Annotated in this window: 20 protein-coding genes and 1 pseudogene; 11 read left to right on the top strand and 10 right to left on the bottom strand. The window is 72.0% G+C overall.

What is annotated here, in order from left to right:
- Window positions 1–71 precede the first annotated feature (71 nt).
- A complete protein-coding gene (gene add, locus AC0VX6_RS00820) occupies window positions 72–1,130 on the top strand; it encodes an adenosine deaminase (protein ID WP_475467135.1) in 1,059 nt (352 codons plus the stop codon).
- 59 nt (window positions 1,131–1,189) lie between these two features.
- Here the strand turns inward: add and AC0VX6_RS00825 are convergent, their stop codons facing one another.
- Complete coding sequence (locus AC0VX6_RS00825; protein ID WP_274975778.1) at window positions 1,190–2,290, bottom strand: CapA family protein; 1,101 nt, start codon at window positions 2,288–2,290, stop codon at window positions 1,190–1,192.
- A gap of 961 nt (window positions 2,291–3,251) precedes the next feature.
- Here AC0VX6_RS00825 and AC0VX6_RS00830 point away from each other — a divergent pair.
- The 3 genes from AC0VX6_RS00830 to AC0VX6_RS00840 all read left to right on the top strand — a co-directional run bounded on the left by AC0VX6_RS00830 (window position 3,252) and on the right by AC0VX6_RS00840 (window position 6,376).
- Window positions 3,252–4,298, top strand: a complete 1,047-nt coding sequence (locus AC0VX6_RS00830) for a chaplin family protein (protein ID WP_475467137.1) — start codon at window positions 3,252–3,254, stop codon at window positions 4,296–4,298.
- Between the two features lie 201 nt (window positions 4,299–4,499).
- Window positions 4,500–5,420: an SURF1 family cytochrome oxidase biogenesis protein gene (locus tag AC0VX6_RS00835; RefSeq protein ID WP_274975780.1), complete on the top strand. Its 921-nt coding sequence runs from the start codon at window positions 4,500–4,502 to the stop codon at window positions 5,418–5,420.
- 128 nt (window positions 5,421–5,548) lie between these two features.
- The gene (locus tag AC0VX6_RS00840; protein WP_274975781.1) at window positions 5,549–6,376 is read left to right on the top strand and encodes a class I SAM-dependent methyltransferase; all 828 of its coding nucleotides are present in this window, start codon (window positions 5,549–5,551) and stop codon (window positions 6,374–6,376) included.
- 175 nt (window positions 6,377–6,551) lie between these two features.
- Here the strand turns inward: AC0VX6_RS00840 and AC0VX6_RS00845 are convergent, their stop codons facing one another.
- The gene (locus AC0VX6_RS00845) at window positions 6,552–7,787 is read right to left on the bottom strand and encodes an IS701 family transposase (protein ID WP_475464928.1); all 1,236 of its coding nucleotides are present in this window, start codon (window positions 7,785–7,787) and stop codon (window positions 6,552–6,554) included.
- Window positions 7,788–8,148: 361 nt separating this feature from the next.
- Here AC0VX6_RS00845 and AC0VX6_RS00850 point away from each other — a divergent pair, with 361 nt between their 5' ends.
- The 3 genes from AC0VX6_RS00850 to AC0VX6_RS00860 all read left to right on the top strand — a co-directional run bounded on the left by AC0VX6_RS00850 (window position 8,149) and on the right by AC0VX6_RS00860 (window position 9,921).
- On the top strand, window positions 8,149–8,604 hold the full coding sequence (locus tag AC0VX6_RS00850; protein WP_274975782.1) for a GNAT family N-acetyltransferase: 456 nt from the start codon (window positions 8,149–8,151) through the stop codon (window positions 8,602–8,604).
- Window positions 8,605–8,715: 111 nt separating this feature from the next.
- Complete coding sequence (locus tag AC0VX6_RS00855) at window positions 8,716–8,967, top strand: Smr/MutS family protein (RefSeq protein ID WP_013156341.1); 252 nt, start codon at window positions 8,716–8,718, stop codon at window positions 8,965–8,967.
- Between the two features lie 156 nt (window positions 8,968–9,123).
- Window positions 9,124–9,921 (top strand): VOC family protein, encoded by a 798-nt coding sequence (locus AC0VX6_RS00860; protein WP_274975783.1) that lies wholly within the window; start codon window positions 9,124–9,126, stop codon window positions 9,919–9,921.
- Window positions 9,922–9,978: 57 nt separating this feature from the next.
- Here the strand turns inward: AC0VX6_RS00860 and AC0VX6_RS00865 are convergent, their stop codons facing one another.
- The 4 genes from AC0VX6_RS00865 to AC0VX6_RS00880 form a co-directional block, all read right to left on the bottom strand.
- On the bottom strand, window positions 9,979–10,845 hold the full coding sequence (locus AC0VX6_RS00865; protein ID WP_475467140.1) for an IS5 family transposase: 867 nt from the start codon (window positions 10,843–10,845) through the stop codon (window positions 9,979–9,981).
- Window positions 10,846–10,967: 122 nt separating this feature from the next.
- Window positions 10,968–12,539, bottom strand: a complete 1,572-nt coding sequence (locus tag AC0VX6_RS00870) for a long-chain-fatty-acid--CoA ligase (RefSeq protein ID WP_274975784.1) — start codon at window positions 12,537–12,539, stop codon at window positions 10,968–10,970.
- Window positions 12,540–12,671: 132 nt separating this feature from the next.
- Entirely contained in the window at window positions 12,672–13,655 is a 984-nt protein-coding gene (locus tag AC0VX6_RS00875) for an amidohydrolase family protein (RefSeq protein ID WP_274975785.1), read from the bottom strand.
- Between the two features lie 45 nt (window positions 13,656–13,700).
- On the bottom strand, window positions 13,701–14,540 hold the full coding sequence (locus tag AC0VX6_RS00880) for an EamA family transporter (protein WP_274975786.1): 840 nt from the start codon (window positions 14,538–14,540) through the stop codon (window positions 13,701–13,703).
- 594 nt (window positions 14,541–15,134) lie between these two features.
- Between AC0VX6_RS00880 and AC0VX6_RS00885 the strand changes: the two genes are divergently transcribed.
- The gene (locus tag AC0VX6_RS00885; RefSeq protein ID WP_475467142.1) at window positions 15,135–15,431 is read left to right on the top strand and encodes a DUF4287 domain-containing protein; all 297 of its coding nucleotides are present in this window, start codon (window positions 15,135–15,137) and stop codon (window positions 15,429–15,431) included.
- Between the two features lie 202 nt (window positions 15,432–15,633).
- Window positions 15,634–16,048, top strand: a pseudogene (locus AC0VX6_RS00890) (MFS transporter); the annotation flags it as partial.
- A 169-nt stretch (window positions 16,049–16,217) separates the two neighbouring features.
- On the opposite strand, the gene AC0VX6_RS00895 reads toward AC0VX6_RS00890, so the two are convergent.
- The 4 genes from AC0VX6_RS00895 to AC0VX6_RS00910 all read right to left on the bottom strand — a co-directional run bounded on the left by AC0VX6_RS00895 (window position 16,218) and on the right by AC0VX6_RS00910 (window position 20,184).
- The gene (locus AC0VX6_RS00895) at window positions 16,218–16,958 is read right to left on the bottom strand and encodes an anti-sigma factor (protein WP_274975788.1); all 741 of its coding nucleotides are present in this window, start codon (window positions 16,956–16,958) and stop codon (window positions 16,218–16,220) included.
- Window positions 16,955–17,566, bottom strand: a complete 612-nt coding sequence (locus AC0VX6_RS00900) for a sigma-70 family RNA polymerase sigma factor (RefSeq protein ID WP_248773016.1) — start codon at window positions 17,564–17,566, stop codon at window positions 16,955–16,957. The genes AC0VX6_RS00895 and AC0VX6_RS00900 overlap by 4 nt, the downstream gene beginning before the upstream one ends.
- A 247-nt stretch (window positions 17,567–17,813) precedes the next feature.
- The gene (locus AC0VX6_RS00905) at window positions 17,814–18,464 is read right to left on the bottom strand and encodes a fasciclin domain-containing protein (protein ID WP_274975789.1); all 651 of its coding nucleotides are present in this window, start codon (window positions 18,462–18,464) and stop codon (window positions 17,814–17,816) included.
- 76 nt (window positions 18,465–18,540) lie between these two features.
- Entirely contained in the window at window positions 18,541–20,184 is a 1,644-nt protein-coding gene (locus AC0VX6_RS00910) for a molybdopterin-dependent oxidoreductase (protein WP_475467144.1), read from the bottom strand.
- Window positions 20,185–20,535: 351 nt separating this feature from the next.
- Between AC0VX6_RS00910 and AC0VX6_RS00915 the strand changes: the two genes are divergently transcribed.
- Window positions 20,536–22,140, top strand: coding sequence for an OmpA family protein (locus AC0VX6_RS00915; protein ID WP_475467146.1), 1,605 nt, complete (start codon window positions 20,536–20,538; stop codon window positions 22,138–22,140).
- Window positions 22,141–22,691: 551 nt separating this feature from the next.
- Entirely contained in the window at window positions 22,692–23,672 is a 981-nt protein-coding gene (locus tag AC0VX6_RS00920; RefSeq protein WP_475467147.1) for a winged helix-turn-helix domain-containing protein, read from the top strand.
- The last annotated feature ends 293 nt before the right edge of the window (window positions 23,673–23,965 follow it).

Below are 23,965 nucleotides of genomic sequence, written 5' to 3' on the forward strand. Positions count from 1 at the left end.
TTCTGACGGACAGCTGTGAACTTGACCTGCGAGGGCTTGGGGCTACCCCTCGGCACGCGTAACTTGTCGCCATGCACACCCACTCCACGCCTCCCGACGTCGAGGCGCTCGTCCGCGACCTGCCCAAGGTGGAACTCCACGTCCACCTCGAAGGGTCGATGCCCGCCGACACCCTGTTCGACCTCGCCCGCAGGCACGGCGTCACCGACGTTCCCGACACCCTGGAGGCACTCCGGGACTGGTACGTCTTCACCGACTTCCCGCACTTCGTCGAGGTCTACCTCGCCTCGGTCGCGACCCTGCGCGAGGAGCAGGACTTCGCACTCCTGGCCTCGGCGGTCGCCGAACGCTTGGCCGCGCAGAACGTGCGCTACGCCGAGATGCACGTCAGCCTCTACACCCACCTGATGCGCGGGGTGCCCGCCCGCGTGGTCTTCGACGGCATCGAGGAGGCCCGCCGCGCGGCCGAGAGCCGGCACGGCATCCAGCTGCGGTGGATCCCCGACTTCCCCGCCGACTTCGGCCTGGAGAGCGCGGAGGCCACCGTGGAGGCGGTCCTGCGCGACGCGCCGCCCAGCGTCGTCGGCTTCGGCGTCGGCGGCGTGGAGACCCCGCTGGAGCAGTACGCCGGGGTGTTCGGCAGGGCCCGGGCCGCCGGGCTGGCCAGCCTGCCGCACGCCGGTGAGCACGGCGGCCCCGAGCGGGTGCGCGAGGCCCTGGACGCGCTCGGCGCCGAGCGGATCGGCCACGGCATCGACTCCATGCGCGACGAGGCGCTGGTCGGTCGCCTGGTGGAGGGGCGCATCCCGGTGGACGTCAGCCCCACCTCCAACGTGTGCACCCGAGCCGTGGCCGAGCTGGGCGACCACCCGCTGCCCCGCATGCTGGAGGCCGGTCTGCTGCTCACCCTCAACACCGACGACCCGACCATGTTCGGCACCGACCTGAACAACGAGTACCGTGCCGCGCACGCGCTGGGGCTGGACGCCGCCGACCTGGTCGGGCTCGCGGCGAACGGCGTGCACGCCTCCTACCTGGGCGCGGCCCGCCGCCACGCGCTGCTGGCGGAGATCGGCGAGGTCGCCGCCCGCCACGGCGTCGACCCGGCGAAGGTCGCGGCGCTGCGCTAGCGTCCCGGCCGGAACGGTCGCCGGTGGGACGGCCTGGTGCGTGAACGGCCGCCGCGGTCCTAGGCGGGCGGGTCGGCCAGCGGCAGCCCGCACTGGGCGCGCATGTCCACCCAGGTCCGCGCGGCCTGTGCGGCGGCCTCGCCCTCGTAGGGGACGGGGACGCCGCCCCGGATCCGCGCCGGGGCCCAGTCCGACCCGATCACGCTGCCCTGGTCGAAGGTGAGGGTGAGCACACCCGTCTCGGCGGTGGGGCCCTCGAAGTTGTAGAAGACGAAGTTGCCCAGGCCGTAGTGCACGTACGAGTCGCCCAGGAACCCGCCCGGGGACAGCACGTGCGCGTGGCCGCCGACGACGGCGGACGCGCCCGCGTCGACCAGTTCCCGGGCCAGGTCGGGGGCGTGCGGGAGCGGGCAGTGCGAGCCCTCCAGGCCCCAGTGCATGAAGACCACCACGTTGTCGTGTTCCGCGGCGGCCTCCGAGACGGCGGTGAGCAGCCGCTGCTTCGTCTCGCCCTTGGCGGAGGCCAGGCCGGGCTTGCCCTCGCCCGCCGTCCACTCCGCCATGAGGTGGTCGTCCATGACGTCGGTGGCGCCGAACAGGGCGACGCTCTGGCCGTTGACCTCGGCGACGTGGGGCGTGTACGCCTCCGCGGCGTCGCGCCCGGCGCCGACCAGCGCCACGGGCGAGGCCTCGCCGTTCGCGAGGGTGTCGGCCAGTCCGTCCACGCCGTAGTCCATGCCGTGGTTGTTGGCGACGGTGGCCACGTCCACCCCGGCGGCGTCCAGGGCCTCCAGGGCGGTGGCGGGCGCGCGGAACACGTACGCCTTGTCCGGGGCCGGGGTGCCGCCCTCGGTGACCGCGGTCTCCAGGTTGACCATGGCCAGGTCGGCGGCCGAGAGCTGCTGCGCGATCGGCGCGAGCGCGGTCCGCGGGTCGTCCAGGGCCGGTTCGAGCAGGCCCTCGAACATCACGTCACCGCCGAAGGCGACGGTGAAGGGTTCCGGGGCCCCGGGCTCCGTGCCGGGCGACGGCGGGGCCGCGCCCTCGGGCGGGTCCGGCGCCGCGTCGCCCAAGGAACAGGCGCTGGGGAGGAGGGCGAGGGCCAGTGCCGCGGCGCCGACCGCGGTGCGCGCGCGGGGGCGCGGGGATACGGGTTGCATGCATGCTCCAGTGAGGCGGGGGAAACGGGGCATATCCTGATAATTGGGACGCACGTCACACGCTTCCGGTTGGCCTTCGTGGCTGGAGGGATCCGGGTTCCTCGTTCCGTCACCGGCGATGACCACGGGTGTTCGCTCCCCTACCACGGGGCGCGGTCATCGAGTCCGGGTGCCGACGGCGTCGACGGCCGGTCGAGTTCAGGGTAGGTGCGCGTGACCAGCGCTTTCGCTGTGTTTGTCCAGTTCAGGGCTCTGCCGGACCCTGGAGCCCCTGCGGCTGAGGGGGTTCGCGCGCCCTGGTGACGAACGGCACGCACGTCTTCCGGCGGTCGCGGTCCGGGGGCGCGCGTCCTCGGCGGGCTCGTCCCCGGTTGGCGCGGTTCCGGCGGTCGCGCCCTCCGGGCGGTACGGCGCCCCGGCCGGATTCCGTGGGCTTTCCCCTCTTCTCCGGATTTCGCCCACAAAGGAATTATCCGTGCACGGGAGAGGAAATCTGGCATAGGTTTTCGGGCGCCCGGGGTCGGCTGGGATACGAATCTTCGAAGTTGCTTAGTAGGTTCAGAAATGGGGTTTACCGGGAAAATTTTATTTTCCTCGGACAACCCAGAGTGGGTGTTTATAAGCACAGGGTAGTCAAAAGGGTGCGCTGTGAGCTGTGCTTATCACTCCATGTGGCTAATGCATTGCTGGCTGTACTTATACTGGGGAAGTGTATTTTCCGAAAACGCCTGCGAGCCTTCGACGGCTTGCTAACGTTTCGGTCCGTCGGCGGTTCCGCGAGCTTTCGAACCGCGACTTCACACACGCGGGTCACCCCGCCGTCACGCAGCCTTCCCTGCTGGCGGACCCGCCCGCCGTGGACAGCCGGACCCGCGAGACGACACGGGCACCGGTCCTGTCGCGGACCAGCGCCGCAACGGCGCGATCCCCAAGCCGTATCCGTGAAAGGTCACCTCCGCACATGCGCAACACACTCCGTTACTCCTTCGCCACCGTCATGACCGCCGGACTGGTCGTGGCACCCGTCGCGGCGGCCTTCGCCGATACCACCACCAGCGGCTCCGGCGGCATCGGTAGCGGGAACCAGATCGTCGTGCCCGTGGACATCGAGGCCGAGCTGTGCGGCAACTCGATCGCGATCCTCGGTATCTCCAGCGCCACGTGCACCCAGGTCTCGGAGGTCCTCTACGAGGCCAGCGGCCAGGGCGGGGCCGCCACGGACGGCTCCGGCGGTGTGGCCAGCGGCAACCAGATCATCGTTCCCGTGGACGCCGCCATCGACGCCTGCGGCAACTCGGTCGCGGTCGGCGGCATCAGCCAGGCCGAGTGCGTCGAGGTGGTCGAGGTCCTGGAGGAGGAGAGCGCCGACGCGCCCACCACCAGGACCGACGGCTCCGGCGGTGTGGCCAGCGGCAACCAGATCATCGTTCCCGTGGACGCCGCCATCGACATCTGCGGCAACTCGGTGGCCATCCTGGGCGGCTCCAGCGCCAAGTGCACCACCATCATCAACATCATCCAGGCCTCCCCCGAGAACGAGGGCACCCCCGACACCGCCACCAGCGGCGCGGGCGGGATCGGCAGCGGCAACCAGGTCGTGGTCCCGGTGGACGCGGCCGTCGACATCTGCGGCAACGCCGTGTCCGTGCTCGGCCTGGCCGAGGGCTCCTGCATGGAGATCATCTCCGAGGAGGAGAAGCCGGAGGAGCCCGGCGAGGAGAAGCCCGAGGAGCCCGGCCAGCCCGAGGAGGAGAAGCCGGAGGAGGAGAAGCCCGAGGAGCCGGGCGAGGAGAACCCCGAGGTGCCCCGCGAGGAGGACAAGGGCGAGGACGACTCCAGCACCGGCGAGGAGCCGGCCGGGCCCCAGGCCGACGAGCAGCTCCCCGTGACCGGTGGCGCCCTGGCCGGTCTGGTCGCCGCGGGCGTCGCCGCGGTCGGCGCGGGCGGCGCCGGGCTGTACTTCGCCCGCAAGCGCAAGGCCGCCGCCGTGACCGGCGACGACGAGTAGCACGGTCGGGGGACCCGGGTTCCCCGACCACACGCGGGGCCGCCGGTGACCGGCGGCCCCGTCCGGGTGCGGGCCGTCGCACGGGTACGGCGTCCGGTCCCGGCCGTGGCGGCGGGCCGGGTCGGGCGGGCCGGGACCGCGCGGTACGTGGAGGCGAGGGGCGGTGCGAGGCGGCCGGAGGAGTCTCATAACCTCGAAGACGTGCTCAAAGTCCTGTTCTCGCAACGAATGCTGGCCTTCCACGCGCTGGTGCTGGTGCTGGTGCCCAGCTTCGTCTGGCTGGGCTTCTGGCAGCTGGACCGGGCCGGGCAGCGCGGCGCGGCGGTCGACCTCCAGCAGTCCAACCTCGCCGCCGACCCCGTGCCGGTGGCCGAGCTGACCCGGGTCGGCGAGGACGTCGACCCCGACGACCGCTGGCGCACCGTCGAGGCCACCGGAACCTGGGACACCGAGCACGAGATCCTGCTGCGCAACCGCGACGGCTCCGGGGGCGTGGGCTTCCACGTGCTGACCCCGCTGGTCACCGAGGAGGGGAGCGCGGTCCTGGTCAACCGCGGATGGGTCGAGCGCGGCGAGACCGCTCTCGACCAGCCGGAGGTGCCGCCCGCGCAGGAGGGCCCCGTGGAGGTGGCCGGGCGCCTGCACTACTCCGAGACCGAGGAGAACACCGGGCTGCGCAACCGCGACGACCTGCCCGAGGGGCAGCTGATGATGGTCGACGTGGACCGGATCGCCGCGGACCTGCCCTACCCCGTCTACGGCGGCTACGTCGACCTGACCCGGCAGGACCCGATGCCGGAGGCGGCGCCCGAACCGGTCGTCCTGCACGAGGAGGACGCGGGGATGAGCGCGTCCTACGCCGTGCAGTGGTGGGTGTTCGCCGTCGTCGCCGTCGGCGGATGGGTTTTCCTCGTCCGCCGCGAGATCCGGGACGCTCGCGAGGCCGAGGCGGGTGAGTCCGGTGCGTCCGCGGAGGTCGCAGGGGCTGGGGAGACCGGTGCGACCGCCGAGCCTGCCGAGTCCGCCGAGGCCGTGGGGTCCAGCCGGAGTTCCGAGGGGCCCGCCGAGTCCGGGGAGGACTCCGGCGCGACCGCGGGCAGGGGCGGGTCCGGGACCGCCTGACACGGGGGCGCGTCCGTTGCGCCGGCCGGTCGCTGTCCGCGGGGTCCGGCCACGGGGCGCCCGGCAGTTCGGCCCCCGTGCACGCGCCGCGGCCCCGTGCACGCGCGCCTTTCTGGGAGGCTTGCCCCATGAACGATGACGGCTATCCGGATCCCGGGCGCGTGGCGCGCCGCGCCGTGGACGCCGAGGAGAGCGCCCGCGCCGGACGCCGGTGGTGGGACGGCGCGGCCGACGCCTACCAGGCCGAGCACGGCGGCTTCCTCGGCGACGCCGGGTTCGTGTGGTGTCCGGAGGGCCTGACCGAGGCCGAGGCGCGCCTGCTCGGCGACCCGGAGGACCTCCTGCGGGCCCGGGTGCTGGAGGTGGGCTGCGGCGCGGGCCAGTGCGGGCGGTGGCTGCGTGCCCGGGGAGTGCGCGAGGTGGTCGGGTTCGACCTGTCCTTCCGCCAGCTCCAGCATTCGCGCAGGATCGACGAGGGGACCGGGCACGCGCTCGCGGCCGTGCAGGCCGACGCCCAGCGGCTGCCGTTCGCCGACGCCTCCTTCGACGTCGTGTTCTCCTCGTTCGGGGCCTTCCCGTTCGTGCCCTCGGCCGACGACGCCCTGGCCGAGGCCGCGCGGGTGCTCGGGCCCGGAGGGCGGCTGGTGTTCTCCGTGACCCATCCGGTCCGGTGGAGCTTCCCGGACGACCCCGGGGAGGACGGGTTCACCGTGAACCAGTCCTACTTCGACCGCCGCGCCTACGTGGAGGAGGACGACGGCGGGACCGCGGTCTACGTGGAGCACCACCACACGGTGGGCGACTGGGTGCGCGGGATCGCCCGCGCGGGCCTGGTGCTGCGGGACGTGGTCGAACCGGAGTGGCCCGAGGGGCTGGACCGGGTCTGGGGCGGCTGGGGGCCGGTGCGCGGCCGGATGATCCCCGGCACCGCGATCTTCTCGGCGGACCGGCCCTGAGCCCGGGAGAGAACGGGGGTGGCGGAGCCCCTGCACTTCGCCGCCCCGGCCCTAGTAGTACTTCGTTAACTTGTGTCGGGTGGGTGCTGCTGTGCGAGTGGTCGGTGACAGGTGTGGCACACGCCGGTCCAGCACAGCAGCACCCGTTGGAGCTCCTCCAACACCTGGTACAGACTCAGACCGACGTCCGACTTTTTGGGTCCAGCCTCCGCAGGGTCAGGAACGCTTGGGCCGCGCTGACCAGCGTGACGTGGTGGTGCCAGCCCCGCCAGGTCCGTCCCTCGTAGTGATCCAACCCCAGACCGTGCTTGAGCTCGCGGTAGTCGTGCTCGATCCGCCACCGGATCTTGGCCAACCGCACCAGATGCCGTAGCGCGGTCTTCGTATCCAGGCTGGTCAACCAGTAATCGGTCGGCGCCTGCTCATACGGGGGCCACTGGGCGATCAGCGTCTGAGCGGGCAGCACCCCGTCCCAACCACCCCGGCCTCCTGCCCGGGCCAGAGCCGCCTCGCGGGCGGACTTACCCGCCAAACGCACGTCCATGACCAGGAACCGGCCCCGCATCGCCCCACGTGAGCCCTGCCGCCAGGTGCACCGGCGCAAGGCCCCACGCCCCCGCTCCAGCGCCAACTCCTTCAGCGTCCGGGCCGGGGTCCGATAGCGCGGCAGACGCGGACCCGGACCAGGCCGCTCGGGTGCCTGGGGCACCACCCCACCGGGGTGGGCGTTGAGATCACCGCGTACCGCGACCACGTAGTCCAAACCGCGCTCGGCCAGACCCTGCCGGAAGCCGTGGATCTGCCCGTACCCCGCATCGGCCACCACCACCTGGTCCTCAAGCCCCCAGGAGCGGGCCTGATCCACCATGTCCAGGGCCAGCCGCCACTTCTCCCGGTGGCCCACCTGCTCGGGCACACCCGTTTTGGCGCGGCGCTCATCGGCGGGGTTGGCCCACTCCTTGGGCAGGTAGAGCCGCCAGTTCAGCGGCACCGACGCGGTGTCGGTGACCGCGTGCAAGCTGACCGCGCTCTGGCACACCGCCTGCTTGCCCAGGGCGCCGCACCACTGGTGGGCCGCTCCCACCGACTCGGTGCCCGCTTTGGGGATACCGGAGTCATCGATCACCCACGCATCCGGATCGATGGCCCGGCTGGCCTTGGTGGCCACGCGGCGTTGGACGGGGACGTGGTCCCAGGGGGACTGGCCCACGAACTGCTGCAGCGCTTGCATGTTGCCGTCGGGCAGGCGCTCGGCCATGGGTTGGATGGACTTGCGTCGCCCGTCCAGCATTAATCCGCGCAGGTAGCAGCTGCCCCAGGCCCGGGAGTCCTTACGGGGGATGGAGGCGAGGACCTCGGCGCAGAACGCGTCGAGGTCCTCACGGAGTTCTTCTACAGCGGTCAGGTCCACGGGTCCATGATGGCGGAACCAGACCGCGAAATCATAGACTTAACGAAGTACTACTAGACGGGTTCGCCGAGGTACTCCGCGGGCACGGCGGGCACCAGCCGCACTCCGTTGCCGGTGACCCGGAAGACGTGGCCGTCGCCGGGGCGCTGGCCGCGGCCACCCTGCTCGGGTTGTGGTGGGCGCTCCGGCGGAGGAGGGAAAGCGGGGAGAGCCGAACGCGCCGGTCCCGGAGCGGGGGTCCGGCCGCCCCTGAGCGGTTCCCCGAACCCGGGGCGAACGGGCCCGCGGAAGGGGTTCGCGGGCCCGTCGGCGGGTATTCCGGGCCCGGAACACCCCTCCGACGACGACCAGGAGCCCCCGCGTGACCGACGTCGGTGTCCGGACCGCCCTCCCCTCCGACCACCCGCGCATCCTGGCGGTCTGCGACGACTGGTGGGGGCGCCCCGTGGCGCACATCCTCCCCCGGCTCTTCCTCGACCACTTCCACACCACCAGCCTCATCGCCGAGGCGGAGGGGGAGTTGGCGGGCTTCCTGATCGGCTTCCCCTCGCCGTCCGTGCCCGAGGAGGCGTACGTGCACTTCGCCGGGGTGGCCCCGGGGCACCGCAGGACAGGGCTCGCGAACGGGCTGTACCGGCGCTTCACGGACGGGGCGAGGGAGCGCGGGTGCACGGTCGTGCGCGCGGTCACCTCCCCCGCCAACGAGCGCTCGATCGCCTTCCACCGCGCCCACGGCTTCACCGTCACAGGGCCGCACGCCGACTACGAGGGGCCGGGCGTGGACCGGATGGTCTTCACCCTGCGCCTCGGGGAGTGACGGGCGACGCGCGGACACGGGGCCCGGGCACCGGTGGGAGGGCCGCGCCGCGGCCCCGGCGCGCGGCCCCGCGCCGCGTATGATCCGGCTACCGGACGCGGAGGAGGCACGGTGCGGCTCAAACTCGACCTGCACGACATCTTCAACAAGGGACGGGACATCGACCGGGCCCTCAACGACATCATGGACGAGGCCGAGCGCACGGGCGCCAAGAGCATCGAGATCATCCCCGGCAAGGGTTCCGGTCAGCTCAAGAAGCGGGTGCTGCGCTTCCTCGACCGCAAGGACGTCAAGGCCCGCTACCACCGGGTCGAGAAGGACTCCAAGAACTTCGGGCGCCTGTTCGTGCACTTCAGGCACTGAGCGCGTCCCTGCCGCGGTCGGCAGCGGGCCGGTGCGGGCGGGGCCGCCGGGCCCGGCAACGGCGAGTTGTGTGAGTTTTTGCCCCTCCGATCCCCGAAACCTCCCTCACCAGGGAAGGAACCGAAGGGTGGTGTGCCGTCACGGAGAGGGACAGCGATGATCAGTACGGATTTCACTCCCGGGTCGCCCTGCTGGGTCGAGGTGTCCTCACCCGACGTGGAGGCCTCGACAGCGTTCTACGGGCACGTGTTCGGCTGGAGCTCCGAGACGCACATCCGGCAGCTGGAGGGCTACAAGTTCCTGTGCGGTGAGGGGCTTCCCGCGGCCGGTGTCAGCCCGGTCATGGGGGAGAGCGACCGCCCCTCCTGGACCGTGTACTTCGCCGACTCCGACATCGAGGACACCATCGCACGCGTGGAGCGGCTGGGCGGCACCCTCCTGGTGGAGCCGTTCGACATCTTCGACCTGGGCCGTCAGGCGCTGTTCCGCGACCCCCAGGGCGCCTCCTTCGGCGTCTGGCGGGGGGATATGTACCTCGGCCTGGTGGGACGGGTCAACAGCCTCTGCTGGGTGGAGCTGCGGACCACCGACGCGCGCGGCGCGGCCGAGTTCTACACCGGGGTCTTCAAGTGGGACCTCAGCCCGTTCGACCCGTCCCTCGGCGGGGAGGAGGTCGGCGGGTACACGGTCCTGCGCCCCGCGGGAACCGGTGACGAGCGCACCCACGGGGGCATCCTGCAGGCGGGCCCCGGGCACGGGGGCCGGTTCGGCGGGGAGGAGGACTGGCACCCGGTGTTCGCGGTGGCCGACTGCGACGCCGTCGCGCGCAGGGTCGTGGCCGCGGGCGGACGCGTGCACGCGGAGCCGGAGAGCATCCCGGGTGTGGGGCGCCGCATGGTCTGCTCCGACCCCTTCCAGGCCGGGTTCGTCCTGCTCAACTGGCCGCCCGGGTGATCCGGACGCCGCCCGGCCGGAGCCCGCGCCCTGAGTGACTGTTGGGTATGCGGGTGATTACACGGCCTGGTCGGCAGAGCGGTTGCTCCACCGCTCGCTCTGACCGGCCAGCCGTGTGGCCATCAACCGGATCATCGCGAGCTTGACCATGGCCTCCGAACCCGTGGTCAAACGTTCGTAATCGCGCGCCAAACGGCGGTTGCGCACCAACCAGGCGAACGTGCGCTCCACCACCCACCGGCGCGGCAACACCTGAAACCCCCTGGCGTCATCGCTGCGCCGAACGATCTCCACCACCAACCGGAACGTCTCATACGCCCAGGTGAGCAGGCCGCTGTCGACCTTGTTCGCGTACCCCGCGTCAGCCCACACCAGCCCCACCGTCGGGAACCGGGCCGCCAAGGTCTCCAAGACCCGGCGCCCACCGGGGCGGTCCTGGACCGAGGCCGAGGTCACCGCGACCACCAGCACCAACCCCAACGTGTCCACGACCAGGTGGCGTTTGCGGCCCTTGGTGCGCTTGCCCGCGTCGTAGCCGCGGTCGGTACCGCCCTCCCCGGTCAGGATCGACTGGGAGTCCAACACCGCCGCCGAGGGGTCCCGGTCGCGGCCCGCCTCCTCGCGGACCCGGGCGCGCAGGGCGTCGTGGATCCGATCGATGGTGCCGTCGGCCCTCCAGGTGCGGTACCACCGGTAGGCGGCGTCCCAGGGGATCAGGTCGTGGGGGATCATCCGCCACTGGCAACCCGAGCGCAGCACGAACAGGATCGCGTTCCAGACCAGCCGGTCGTCGTATTTGCGGGGTGCTCCGCCTTTGGCTTGGTCGCGGACGGGCATGAGGGGCTCGATCACCTCCCAGACGGGGTCGGAGAGGTTGGAGGGGTAGCATGGGCGGGCGTCCCCGCCGGACTTGCATCTGCACACACAGCGCAATTCTGGCGGGGATGTTCTGTTCTCCCGTCAGCGACCCGGGCCGGTCACCTCACGCAACCACCCGCATACCCAACAGTCACTGAGGGGGCGCGGGCCCCGGCCGCACCCGGCGGCTACTGCCGCGACACCGCGGACGCGCCCCCGCGCAGCACGAACTTCTGGATCTTGCCGGTGGCCGTCTTGGGGAGCTGCTCCACGCACTCCACCCGCGTGGGCGCCTTGAAGTGCGCCAGGTTGTCGCGGGCGAAGGCGATCAGCTCCTCCTCCGTGGCCGCGGTGCCCTCGCGCAGCACCACGGACGCCTTCGGCGTCTCGCCCCAGCGCTCGTGCGGCACGCCCACGACGGCTGCCTCCATCACGGCCGGGTGCCGCAGCAGGACTCCCTCCACCTCGACGGAGGAGATGTTCTCCCCGCCGGAGATGATGACGTCCTTGATCCGGTCCTGGATCTCCACGTACCCGTCCGGGTGGGTGACCGCCGCGTCGCCGGTGTGGAACCAGCCGTCGCCCATGGCCTTCCGGGTGGCCTCCGGGTCGTTGTAGTAGCCCTTCATCACCACGTTCCCGCGCACGGTGATCTCCCCGACCGTCGTACCGTCCCAGGGCACCTCGACGCCGTCGGCGTCCACCACCCGCAGCTCGCCGGAGGTGATCAGCTCGACCCCCTGGCGTGCCTTGACAGCGGCGCGGTCGCGCGAAGACAGGCCGCCGTGCTCGGCTCGCGGCTCGCACACGGTGATGAACGGCGTGGTCTCGGTCAGCCCGTAGACATGGGTGACGGTCCATCCGAAACCGTCCTCCAGGCGCTCGATGGTGTCGGCGGCGGGGGAGGCCCCGGCCGTCACCACGTGCACGCCGGCCGGGACCCCGCCGCGTACCTCCTCGGGGGCGTTCGACAGCATGATCAGCACGGTGGGGGCCGCGCACAGCCAGGTGACCCCCTCGGAGCGGATCAGCTCGTACACGGTGGCCGGGTCCATCGCGGGCAGGCACACGTGGGTGGCGGCCGCGGCGGTCACCGTCCACGTGTAGGTCCAGCCGTTGGCGTGGAACATCGGCAGCGTCCACAGGTACCGGTCGTCGATGCCGATCCGCAGGTGCAGCAGGGTGCCCACCGAGTTCATGTACGCGTTGCGGTGGGTGATCATCACGCCCTTGGGCCGGGCCGTGGTGCCGCTCGTGTAATTGACGGTCAGCAAGTCGGTCTCGTCGATCTCGGGGCGGACGTAGTCCGCCGCGGCCTGCGCGACGAGGGTCTCGTAGTCCTCCCAACCCGGGCGCGCCCCCTCCAGGGCGACGAACCGCTCCACGCCCGGCATCTGGTCGCGGACGCCGTCCACGGCGTCGAGCTGGTCGGCGTGCACGCACAGGACCCGCGCCCCGGAGTGGTTGACGATGTAGACGAAGTCGTCCGCCGACAGCCGGAAGTTGACCGGCACCAGCACCGCGCCGAGCTGCGGCACGGCGTAGAAGGATTCCAGCTGGGCGTGGGTGTTGGGGGAGATGTAGGCGACGCGGTCGCCCTTGGACACCCCCATGCCCTGGAGGGCGGAGGACCAGCGGTCGCAGCGGTCGAAGAACTCCTCGTAGGTGAGCCGGAGGCCACGGTCCACCACCGCCTCGCGCCGGGGGTGCAGTCTTCGGGTGCGGCGGGCGAACTCCAGGGGAGTCAGGGCGAGTTCCATGGTGCCGGGTGCCTTTCCGCGTCGGTGATGGTGGGCGGTGGTCGGGGCGGAGGCCGAAGGCGGTCGCCCCACGACCACCATCACCGGACGGTCGTCGGCTGTCCAGCGTCGGGCGTCGGAAGTCGGCTGCCCTCAGAGTCCGAACAGCCGGGCGGCGTTGCCGTACAGCACTCCCCGAAGCCAGTCATCACCCAGACCGAGCCAGGCGAGGGCCTCGATCTGTTCGAGATAGGGGTACGGGATGTTCGGGAAGTCCGTGCCGAAAAGGACCCGGTCCGCGACACCCTTCAGGCGGGGCACCTCCCCGTCGGGGAAGGGCGCCCAGTCCTTGGAGAACTCGGTGAACACCATCGTGGTGTCCAGGTGGACGCGCTCGTGGTGCTCGGCCAGGTCCAGGAACGCGCGGTAGTCGGGAGCCCCGGCGTGGGCGATGACCGCGGTGAGCCCGGGGTGGGCGCGCAGGGTCTCGGCGAAGGGTTCGGGGCCGGTGAAGGGGCCCGCCTCCGGGCTCGAACCGCAGTGGATCACCACGGGCGTGCCCGCGTCCGCGATCAGCCCCCACACGTCGGCCAGCAGCGGGTCGCGCGGGTCGTAGCGGCCGACCTGGAGGTGTGCCTTGAACACGCGGGTACCCGCCTCCAACGCCGCGGCCACGTAGTCGCGGGCCTCCGGCTCGGGGTAGAAGGTGGCGCTGCGCAGGCAGTCGGGGTTGCGGTCGGCGAAGCCGCCCGCCCAGTCGTTGAGCCAGGCGGCCATGCCGGGCCGGTGCGGGTAGGAGAGGGCGGTGAAGTGCCGCACCCCGAAGCCCCGGAGCAGGGACAGGCGTTCGTCCTCGTCGAAGCGGTAGTTGATCGGCCACAGGCCGCCGAGGGCGTCGAAGTGGGCCCACACCTTGCGCAGCACGTTGTCGGGCATGAAGTGGGTGTGGACGTCGATGAGTCCCGGGAGTCCCAGGCCCTGCCAGACCGCGCGTACGGCGGCGGATTCGGGCCCGTGTTCGTGCGCGGTATCCGTCGTGCGGGAGGACCCGGGATCGGTTCCGGCGGCGGTGTCGGAACGGGTTTCGGTGCCGGTGTCCGTTGCGGCGGACCCGGAGAAGGACGAGGCTCGTGTCACGCCGGAAACGATACGGGTAAGCGCTGGTCAGAGTCATGAAGACGCTCAGAAAGCCAGGAGGATTACTCCGGTCACGACGATGACGGAGGCGGCGATCCGCACCGGGCCGAACCGTTCCCCGAACAGCAGCGCGCCCAGTACCGCGGCGAAGACGATGCTCGTCTCGCGCAGCGCGGCGATGCCCGCGACCGCGCCGGTCAGTTGCGCCCACAGCACGAGCCCGTAGGCGACCGCGCTGACCACGCCGCCCAGGACTCCGAACTTCCAGACCGGCTTGAGCTGGCGAGGGAGCGCGCCGCGGCGGGTGAACACCGCCACCACGAAGAACACCGGTCCCTGAAGGATCATCAGCCACGTGATGTAACCCAGCGGGTCCTGGGTGAGGCGGACCCCGTGGGCGTCGACCACGGTGTAGACGGCGATGCTGACGCCGGTGGCGAAGGCCGCCAGCAGCGCCGGAAGCTGTGCGCGGGAGGGGCGGCCGCCCGCGAACACCAGCGTCGTCAGCCCGGCGGAGACGACCAGGACCCCGGCCAGGTCGGACGGGGGCATCGACTCACCGAGCAGGAGGATGCCGGTCAGGGCGACCACCCACGGCGCCGTGCCGCGCGCCATCGGGTACACCTGGCCGAACTCGCCGGTCCGGTAGGAGAGCATCAGCAGGCTCATGTACAGCAGGTGGGTGGCGAGGGATGCGAGCAGGACCGGCCAGGCCTCGCGCGGGGGCGGCCCCACGACCGGGAGCAGGGGCAGGGCGGCGAGCATTCCGCCGAGGCCGATCAGGGCGAACCCGAGCAGGCGGTCGGTGATGGAGTGGGCGATCGCGTTCCAGCCCGCGTGCAGCAGCGCCGCGAGCAGGACCACGGCCACGACCCACGGCGTCACGGGGTGGAGGCGGGGGACGAGGAGGAAACGGGGGACGGGGCGGAAACGGGGGACAGGGAGGAGGCCCGGCGGCGCTGGGGCGGAGGGAACTGGCCCGGGGGAGGCGTCCGGTGGAGCGAGCACGGAGGAGGCAGGGGCGGGGAAGGCTTCTGGTGGGGCGCGGGCGGAGGGAACGGGCCCGGTGAAGGTTTCTGGCGGAGCGCGGGCCGAGGGAACGGGACTGGAGAGGGTGCCGGGGGCGGAAGGGGCATCCGGCAAGGCTAGGCGGTCGTCCACAGGCCGGGGAGCGCGGGGCGGCGCCGGGACCGTGGCGGGCATACCTGTCATGGGGGGACGTGTTCCACGGCGCGGAGGCTGGGGGCCCCATCAACAGCATGCTCCTCCCGGGAGCCGTCCACCACCCCGCTGCCGCGCCTGTGGACAACTCTCCCTCCTGCTTCCTGTCCGCTGTCACGCCTGCGGACAACACCCGCCTGAGCCCGCGCGCTCCGGTCCTGTGGCGCGGCTGGGGCCGCCTCGGCGGCCGGTGCCGCTGCCGCCGGAATGTCGCAGGCGCGTGTGAGTATCGGGGCCTGCCCAGTCGAGGAGGCCCCCATGTCGTTCCAGGCTTATCTGGATGCCGTCGAGGACAAGACCGGTCTGACTCCGCGCACGCTGGTCGACCGCGCCAAGGAGAAGGGCTACGACGACCCTTCGGTCAAGGCGGGCACCATCGTCCAGTGGCTGACCGAGGACTACGGCCTGGGCCGCGGCCACGCGATGGCCCTGGTCCACGTCATCAAGAAGGGCCCGCGGATCAGCGCCAAGCACGTGGGCACCACCGGTTCCCACCGGGACTCCTCCACCGAGCTCTGGCTCGACGGCAAGGCGACCAGACCGCAGACGGTCTGAGGCCGCGCCCCTACCCGGCGGGGATTCGGTCGTTATCCGCCGGCCCCCGCCCGGTGTCCGCCGGCCCCCGCCCGGTGTCCGCCGGCCCCCGCGCGCCCGGACGCCGCCCAGACCCCGTCCAGCCGCGCGAACCCCGGGACCGCCCTGGCCGAAAGCCCTCCCGTGGCCGGATTCGGCCACCTCCTCCGTGTGCACCGCGACGGCCTTCCGAGCCGGAGCGGTCGTCAGGTGGGTGCGGCTCTCGGCCCATCTTCCTCACCGCGGCCTGGGCCGCCCCGGTGTGCGCGCTGGGGCTGCTGTTCGCGCCCAACGTGATGTTCCTCGGGGTGCTGGTGGGCTGCGTGTTCGCCATCGTGCCCTGCGTGAACGCCGTGTTCTACGGCTACGCCGCCGCGTCGGTCAGCGACCGCTACCAGGGTCGTGTCCCGGGCGCCGTCACGTTCATGGCGCTGGTGTCGCAGCCGGTGGGCATCCTCGGCATCGGGGTGGTCTTCGACCGCGCCGGGCCCGCCTGGGTCTTCCCGACGATGACGCTGGTCTCGGCGCTCGCCGCCCTGTTCAGCCTCTCCCCGGCCATGCGCGACCTGCCCCGGCCCGAGGAGGTGGCCGTGGCCTGACCGCGGCCCCGCCCCCCGAGGGGGCCGAGCGGTCGGGCCACGGCCGGTCAGGTGCCGCACCGCCGCCCGGGTGACGGGAGGCGGTCCGGTTAGGGGACCGGTCATCGGCCGTCCGATGACCGGCGTGAAACCGGTCGCCGCCCGGCCGGGGCCGGACGGCGACCGGTCCTCAGCCCTCGAAGGGCATCGCCATCAGCGGATCGGAGGTGGGCTGCTCGGAGCCGCCCTCGGGCTCGACGGTGACGGCCACGCCCCCGGTCGCCTCGTCCTGCGGCGCGGCCAGCACCGGGAGCACGAAGCCCGACTCGTCCACGGAGAGCACCCCGGCCGAGTAGACGCTGCCGTCGTCACGCGTCAGCCAGAGCTGGTAGTCCTCGTCCTCCAGCCGCTCCAGGCCGTGGGCGCTGAACACGATCCGTCCGCTGCTCTCGGAGTGCACCACGGTCACGGACACGCCCTCCATGGGCTCGGCCGTGGTGTAGTCGGCGTTCGGGTCGGAGAGCACCGCCGCGATCTGCCGCTCGTTCTCCCGCAGGTCCTGCACCTGGCGCACCTGGTCGATGACGACAGCGCCCAGCGCGACCATGACGGCCAGGCAGGCGGCCAGCACCAGCCCCAGGCCCCAGGACCAGCGGCCCCGGCGCGGCACCGGCAGGCGCTCGGGAGCGGGCGCGAGCTGGCGGGTGCGCGCCACCTCCTCCAGTACGCGCTCGCGCAGTTCGGCGGGCGGCGTGCCGGCGGCCGCGGTGCCCAGGAGCGTGACGGTCTCGGTGAAGCCGCGCGTCTCCTGCACACAGGAGTCGCATTCGGCCAGATGGTCCTCGAACCGCACGCTCTCACTCGGAGACAGGGCGCCCAGGGCGTAGGCTCCCGAGAGGATGTGCGGGTCCTGGCCCAGTGTCCTCCTCACCACTCCACCCCCAAGCAGTCCCGTAGCCGGATCAGACCGTCGCGCATCCGCGTCTTCACGGTGCCCAACGGCGTCGAAAGCAGGCGGGCCACCTCACGATAGGTGTATCCGCCGTAGTAGGCCAGACGCACGGACTGGCCCTGGAGTTCGGTCAGCGTGTCCAGACAGCGGCGCACCCGCTCGCGTTCCAGACGGTTCGTGGCCTCCTCGGCCACCTCGTCGTAGGGGCGCTGCGTGTTCGCCGCCGCCACCCTGGCCTCCCGGTCTGTGGCGGCCTGCTCGGAGCGCACCCGGTCCACCGCCCGGCGGTGCGCGAGCGTCATCACCCACGCCTGGGGGCTGCCGCGCCGCTCGTCGTAACGGCAGGCGGTGCGCCACACCTCCACCATCACCTCCTGGGCGACCTCCTCGGACTGGGCGGGGTCGCGAAGCACACGACGCACCAGCCCGTACACCGACGGGATGACCAGGTCGTACACCTCGCCGAACGCGCTCTCATCACCCCGGGCCACCTGGCGGAGCAGTTCCGTGAGCCGCTGGGCAGGCGGAACCGGCGGCTCCGCCTCCGACCCGCGGGGGCCCCGGGGTATCGCGGCGTGCTCGTCCATCCGCTCCTCTTCCTGGTGGTCCTGCGTCGCTCGCCCCATCCGTGCGCTGGACGGGCCCGGGTGTGCCCCGAAGGATCCCGGCCCTTCCAGAATCGCACGTCAGCCGTACCGTTCGGCTGTTCTCGCGCGGTGCGCCCGTCGGGGCTCCGTGGAGTCCACGGAGCCCCGTGTGCCCTCGGGGGCGCTGGCGGGCCCGGACGGCCCGGCCTCAACGCTCGGACCGCCCGGGGGTCGCACCGTGCCGGAGTTACTCGGCGGGCATCAGCACGCCGTCGACGATGTACACCGTGGCGTTGGCGGTCTGCACGTTGCCGCAGATGACGGACGCCTCGCCGTTCACCGTGAACTCCTCGCCGGAGCCCTCGGTGGTGACCTCGCCGCCCTGGAGCGAGGTGAACGTGCCGTTCTCCAGGTCGGCCGGGGTCTGGCGGCCCTCGACCACGTGGTAGGTCAGCACCTCGGTGAGCTGCTCCTGGTCGGCCAGCAGCGCGTCGAGGTCCTCCTGCGGGATCGCCTCGAACGCCGGGTTGGCCGGGGCGAAGACCGTGATGTCCTCGGCCGAGTTGAGCGTGTCCACCAGGTCCGCCTCGGTCACGGCCGTCACCAGCGTGGACAGCACCGGGTTGTTGGACGCGGCGGTGGCGACCGGGTCGTCCGCCATGCCCTCGAAGCTGCCCTCGCCGTCGGCGGGCACCTCGGCGCAGCCGGAACCGAAGTTCTCGCCCGCCATCTCGGTGGTGCCCTCCTCGCCGCCCATGCCGCTGTTCTCGGACTCGGTCGCGGTGGGGGTCTCCTCGGCGGCCTCCTCCTCGCCGCCCATGCCGCCGCCGCAGGCGGTCAGACCGAAGGCGAGCGCGGCAGCGGCGGCCGTGATGGTGAGGCTGCTCTTGCGGATCATTGTTTTCTCCTTCAACTTGGTTAACTTCTGTTTGCTCACGTCACCGACTTGCGCCGGTGTTGGTCGAGGGGTGCGTCTATTCGGCGGTGAACCGGATGCTGTGCCAGCCGGTTGCGCCGTCGGGCACGGGATCCACCCGTTCGGCGGGCTGGGTGGCCCCGGTGGCGTCGGTGGCCCGGACCTCCACGGAGTGCTGGCCGGGTTCGACGGTGGTCTCGGCCACCCACTGGACCCAGGTGTCGATGCCGGGGACCGCGGCGAGTTCGGCCCGCTGCCACTCGCCTCCGTCCACCCGCACCTCCACGGCGTCGACCCCGCGGTGCTGTGCCCAGGCCACTCCGGCCAGGACGACCTCTCCGGCGTCCACCCGGCTCAGGGGTGCGGGCACGTCCACGCGGGACATGGTCTTGATGGGAGCGCGCACCGCCCAGCCGCGCTGCGCCCAGTAGGCCTGCTCGTCGGCGAAGCGGGTCAGCTTGATGTCGGTGACCCACTTGGTGGCGCTGACGAACCCGTAGAGGCCGGGGACGACCATGCGCGCCGGGTAGCCGTGCGCGTGGGGGAGGGGCTCCCCGTTCATGCCCACGGCCAGGAGCGCGTCGCGCCCGTCCATGACGACCTCGGTCGGCGTGCCGCAGGTCCAGCCGTCGTCGGAGGTGCTGAGGATCTGGTCGGCGCCGGACTGCACGCCCGCGCGCCGCAGGAGGTCGGTCAAGGGGAAGCCCAGCCAGCGGCTGTTTCCCGCGAGGTCGCCGCCGACCTGGTTCGACACGCAGGTCATGGTGATGTCGGCCTCGACGAGCTCCTCGGCGAGCAGTTCGTCCATGTCGATCTCGAAGGGGCGGTCCACCATCCCGTGCACCCTCAGCGTCCATCGGGTGGAGTCCAGCCGGGGAACGGTGAGGGCGGTGTCGATCCGGTAGAACTCCCTGTTGGGCGTGGTGAAGGGTGTCAGCCCCGGAACGCCCAGTTCGGTCGCGGCGGGCAGCGGCGGCAGCGGGTTCGCCGCCGGGGGAAGGGCGAGGGCGGAGCGTGAGCCCGCACCGCCGCCTAGGGTCGGCAGCAGGCGCCCGAGGACACCGGCGGTGCCGGACACGGCCAGGACGCCCGCCGCGGTCAGCACGAAACCGCGTCTGCCCGGGCCCCGGTCCGGTCCGGCCGCGGGAGGGGCAGGAGCCTCCTCCGCGTCCGCCGGTGTCCTCGAACCGCCCATCCCTTGTGGTCCGGAGTCCGCTTCGGGCCGGAGCGTCCCGCGCGCGCTGCGCACCAGGAGCGCCAGGGCGAGAGCCCCCGCCACCGCCCCGACGAGCACGGGCACCGGGGCGCCCGGGTCGTCGGAGCGGTGCGGAAGCACGGCGGCCAGCCCGACCGCGGTGAACACCGCCAACCCCGTGTACCCGACGACGGGCCGCCGGAGCGACGCCGTGCCGAGTACGGCCCCGACACCCAGAAGAACGGCGATGATCCCGGCCACGAGCACGACCTTGTCGGCTCTGCCCAGCAGATCGATCGCCGCCTCCACCAGGGAGGGCGGTGTGATGTCGACGACCGTGTCGCCGACGGCGATCACCGGAGACACGGTGCGGAGCAGTCCTGCGGCCAGCTCGGCGGTGCCCAGTGAGGCGCCGACCGTGAGCAGCCCCACGACTGATCCGACGACGACCCGTCGCCTGTCGCGTGGCGGGGTGTTCCCGCGTGTCTCGGTGGTCACGTCGGTCATTCGGGGCCGAGGCGGGGGCGGATGGGTGTTTCCGCGGAATTTTTTTCGGTCCGCGCGAAGAAGTCCTTGACCTGCGGTGACGCGGTGCCGCCGGCGGGTGCAGGGGCGCTCCTCGCGCGTCCGCCGCCCGTCCGCCGCCCGTCCACCGCCGGCCCCGGACTCCTCCGGGACCCGCGCCCGCCGTCCGTCCGGGACCCGTCCGGGGGTCCCGCGCCGACGGGACCGCCCCGCACCGGGCACCGGCCGCCAAGCGGACGTAACCCGCCAACAGCGGGCAGGGCGGTCGGTTCCGCCCCACGCGTACAGGAGGATGTTGCCCGTACGTCTCCTCAACGATCGGAGTTCCCCCACATGGCGAGGAAGTCGCCCCTACCCCTGGTCGCGCTGGCGGTCTCGGGCAGCCTCCTGCTCAGCGGCTGTACGGTCACCGAGGGGGTGTCCGACTGGTGGTCCGAGACCTTCGGAAGCGCGTCGGGCCCGCCCGAGGTCAGGGAGGAGTTCCCCTACGTCCGCGAGGGCCGCATCTTCCAGGACACCGGCCGGGACAACGAGATGCGCTTCGCCGTCACCGGTCTGGAGCGCACCGACGACTACACCGTCATGTACTACGAGGTCACCTACCTCGACGAGTTCACCGGACCCAACCGGAACATGAGCATGGCCCACACCCTGGTCGATCCGCTCACCGGCCGCGTCTACCGGCAGTTCCTGGACGAGGAGGGTCTCAAGTACGGCTCCGAGAGCCCCAACCAGGACGGCCTCTACCCGGTCCACGACGGGGTCACCAACGAGTACGTGCGCTACTTCCCGCGCCTGCCCGACGAGGTCCGGCAGGTCACGTTCGTCGGCAGCGGGCTCGGGGCCATGACCGGCATCCCGGTCGTGGACGTGGAGGAGGAGCGGGCCGCCCCGCAGGACCCCAACGGGGCCGACCACCTCACCCCGGACGACCCGCCGCCGAGCGGGGAGAACCTCACCTTCGCCAACCGCCGCCCGGACGAGGACGCCGTGGCCGACGAGGGCTGGGTGCAGAGCTTCGTGGACTCCGAGATCGCCTCCACCACCCGCGACGGCGACCGGGAGATCATCTCCCTGCACTCCGACGTCATGTTCGAGTTCGACCGCTCGGACCTGACCCCCGAGGCCGAGGACGTGGTGCGCCGCGCGGCCACCAGCCTGGCCCGCAACGTCGACCCCGACGAGCCCGTCATCACGGTCATCGGCCACACCGACAGCATCGGCGACGACTCCTACAACGACAACCTGTCGGTGCAGAGGGCCGAGAGCGTGCGCGACCTGCTCGCCGAGGAGTTGGGCACCGACTACACCCTGGAGGTGGAGGGCCGCGGCGAGCAGGAGCCGATCGCCCGCGAGGGCGGCCCCGACGACGACGAGGCGCGGGCGCGCAACCGGCGCGTGGAGTTCTCCTACGTCTTCAACACCACCGTGGAGGCCACGGAGGAAGAGGAGTACGACGACGACGCCCTGGGCGCGGCCCAGCGCAACGTCACCTGGCCCGCGCCCTACGACGACGACCCGGGGTCGGTGGTGGCCGAGGGCGAGCTGGACGGGGTGCGCCTGGAGGTCTACCCGCTGCGCCGCGACGGCGCGTACGTGATCGGCACCGTGGCTCTGACCAACACCACCGACGAGCCGACCATGCCCGACATGGGCGGGCAGGAGGCCGTCCAGGCGGGCGGCCCCGAGCAGTTCAACAAGGGCACGCTCGGCGGCTTCCAACTGCTGGAGCCGGAGAGCGGCCTGGTGCGCTACGTGGCCCAGATGGACTTCGGCGAGGGGCGCTACAGCAGCTTCGCCGAAGAGGTCCACATGCTCCAGCCCGACAACACCTACAGCCTGGTCGCGGTCTTCCCCGCGCCGCCGGTGGACGTGGAGGAGCTGACCCTGCGGGCGGGCCCGTTCGGTGAGTTCGAGGAGATCCCCGTGGAGCACTAGAGGGACGGGCGGGACCGCCGCCGGTGCCCGGCGTGGGTTCTGACCCCCGTCCCGGCCGGTGCCGGTCTCCCGGGCCCGCCGCGGGCACGACGGGGCCTCGGCGAGGAGCGCGGGGCGGTGAAGCCTCCGCCGCGACGGAACACCGGGACCGCCCGCACACGTGAGGGGGCCGCCGATCGGCGGCCCCCTTCGCCGTACCCGGACACGGCGGGGAGGGGCGGTGGTGCTCCGAACCCCTCCAGCCACTTCCGGCACACGAAAAAAGCCTTTCCCTGTTCTTGTCCCAGAGCACTGGAAAGCACCGGATTCCGCCGGGGGGCGGTGAATTCCCCCAGGTGGGAGAATCGTTCACCCGCTGTTCTCCTTTGTGGATGCTCCGCCCCCGGTGGAAAGTGACGTTCCGTCCGGGTGTTCGCGAAGAAAAGGAACGCCGCCCGATACCTTTCTCCTGGCGGCCAGCCCCCCGCCCGAGGCCCCGTGTCCAGCCACCACCGCGCGAACGACAGCGGTGGTCGCGAAGGGTCCCGCGACACCAGGCAGGAATGACGACGATGGTAAGGATCCATTTCACCGGCACCGACCTAGCGAACACCGTGGTCGCCCCCGAGCCCGACCCCATGTGGGAGATACTGCTCAGCCTCCACGCCCTCCAGAACCGGGACGGCCGCCGGGTGTTCGACCCCTGGCGCCGTTCCCTCCGCCAGGCCACGCCCTCCTCGCTGCGCCAGGTGCTGCCCTTCGGGCCCGCGCGGGGGTACTCGCCCGACTTCCTCACCCCCGCGGTGCCCCTGTGCGACGTGGAGGAGGGCATCGAGGCCCTCGCCCGCACCCCTCGCGCCCGCCTGCGCGGCGACCTGGAGATCCTGGGGAGCAGCCGCAGACTGCCCGGATGGAGCGACGACCTCGCGCGGGGCCGGACCAGCGCCCTGCACAGGCTGACGGAGGCCCTGCGGGACTACCACGGCCGCGCCCTGGCCCCCCACTGGGACTCCGTCCGACGCCACGTGCACACCGATCGCGCCCTGCGCGCCCGTGCCCTGCTCCAGGGCGGCGTGGAGGCACTGCTGGCCGGTCTGAGCCCCGCCCTGGCCTGGCAGTCCCCGGTCCTGGAGTTGCGGAGTCTGATGATCGACCGTGACCTGTACCTGGACGGCCGCGGCCTGCGCCTCATCCCGTCCTTCTTCTGCTGGAGGGTGCCCATCCTCCTCCGGGACTCCGCGCTGTCCCCCGTGCTCGTCTACCCGATCGACCACGACTCGGTGGACGGCGGCTGGTTCTCGGGGAGGGGTGAGGGCAGCGCGGACGGGTCCCTCCGCGAACTCCTCGGGCGGACCCGCGCCGACATCCTGCGCACCGTGGCCGACCACGGGCGCTCCACCACGCAGGTCGCCCGGGACGTCGGCGTCTCCGCCGCCACCGCGAGCCAGCACCTCAGCGTGCTGCGGGGGAACGGACTGCTCACCACCCACCGTCTCGGCCCGTCCGTGCACCACACCGCCACACCGCTGGGGCGCACCCTGTGCGGGGGCTGAGGAGTGTCGGAACCGGCACACGGGAGTTCGGTCCGGACCGGAGCCGTCCGGGAACTGGGCCTTTTGTCCACGGCCGAAAAGCGTTGTCGCGCTCCCCGGGCGCGAATAACCTGCGTTCGGGTGGAACGGGAGTGATTTTCCTTCTTCCAGTCCAGAGGTCTGTGCCATCTGTTGTTTTCTGTTCCGGGCCTCGGGTTTTCCCGTTCTTTCCAGTCTGGGGTCGTCCTTTCTTCCTCCGTGTGGACGGCGGGGGAATAAGGGGAGGCCCGATTCACGGGTGCCCGGCACCGGTG

Source organism: Nocardiopsis sp. iso_25 (assembly GCF_056173305.1).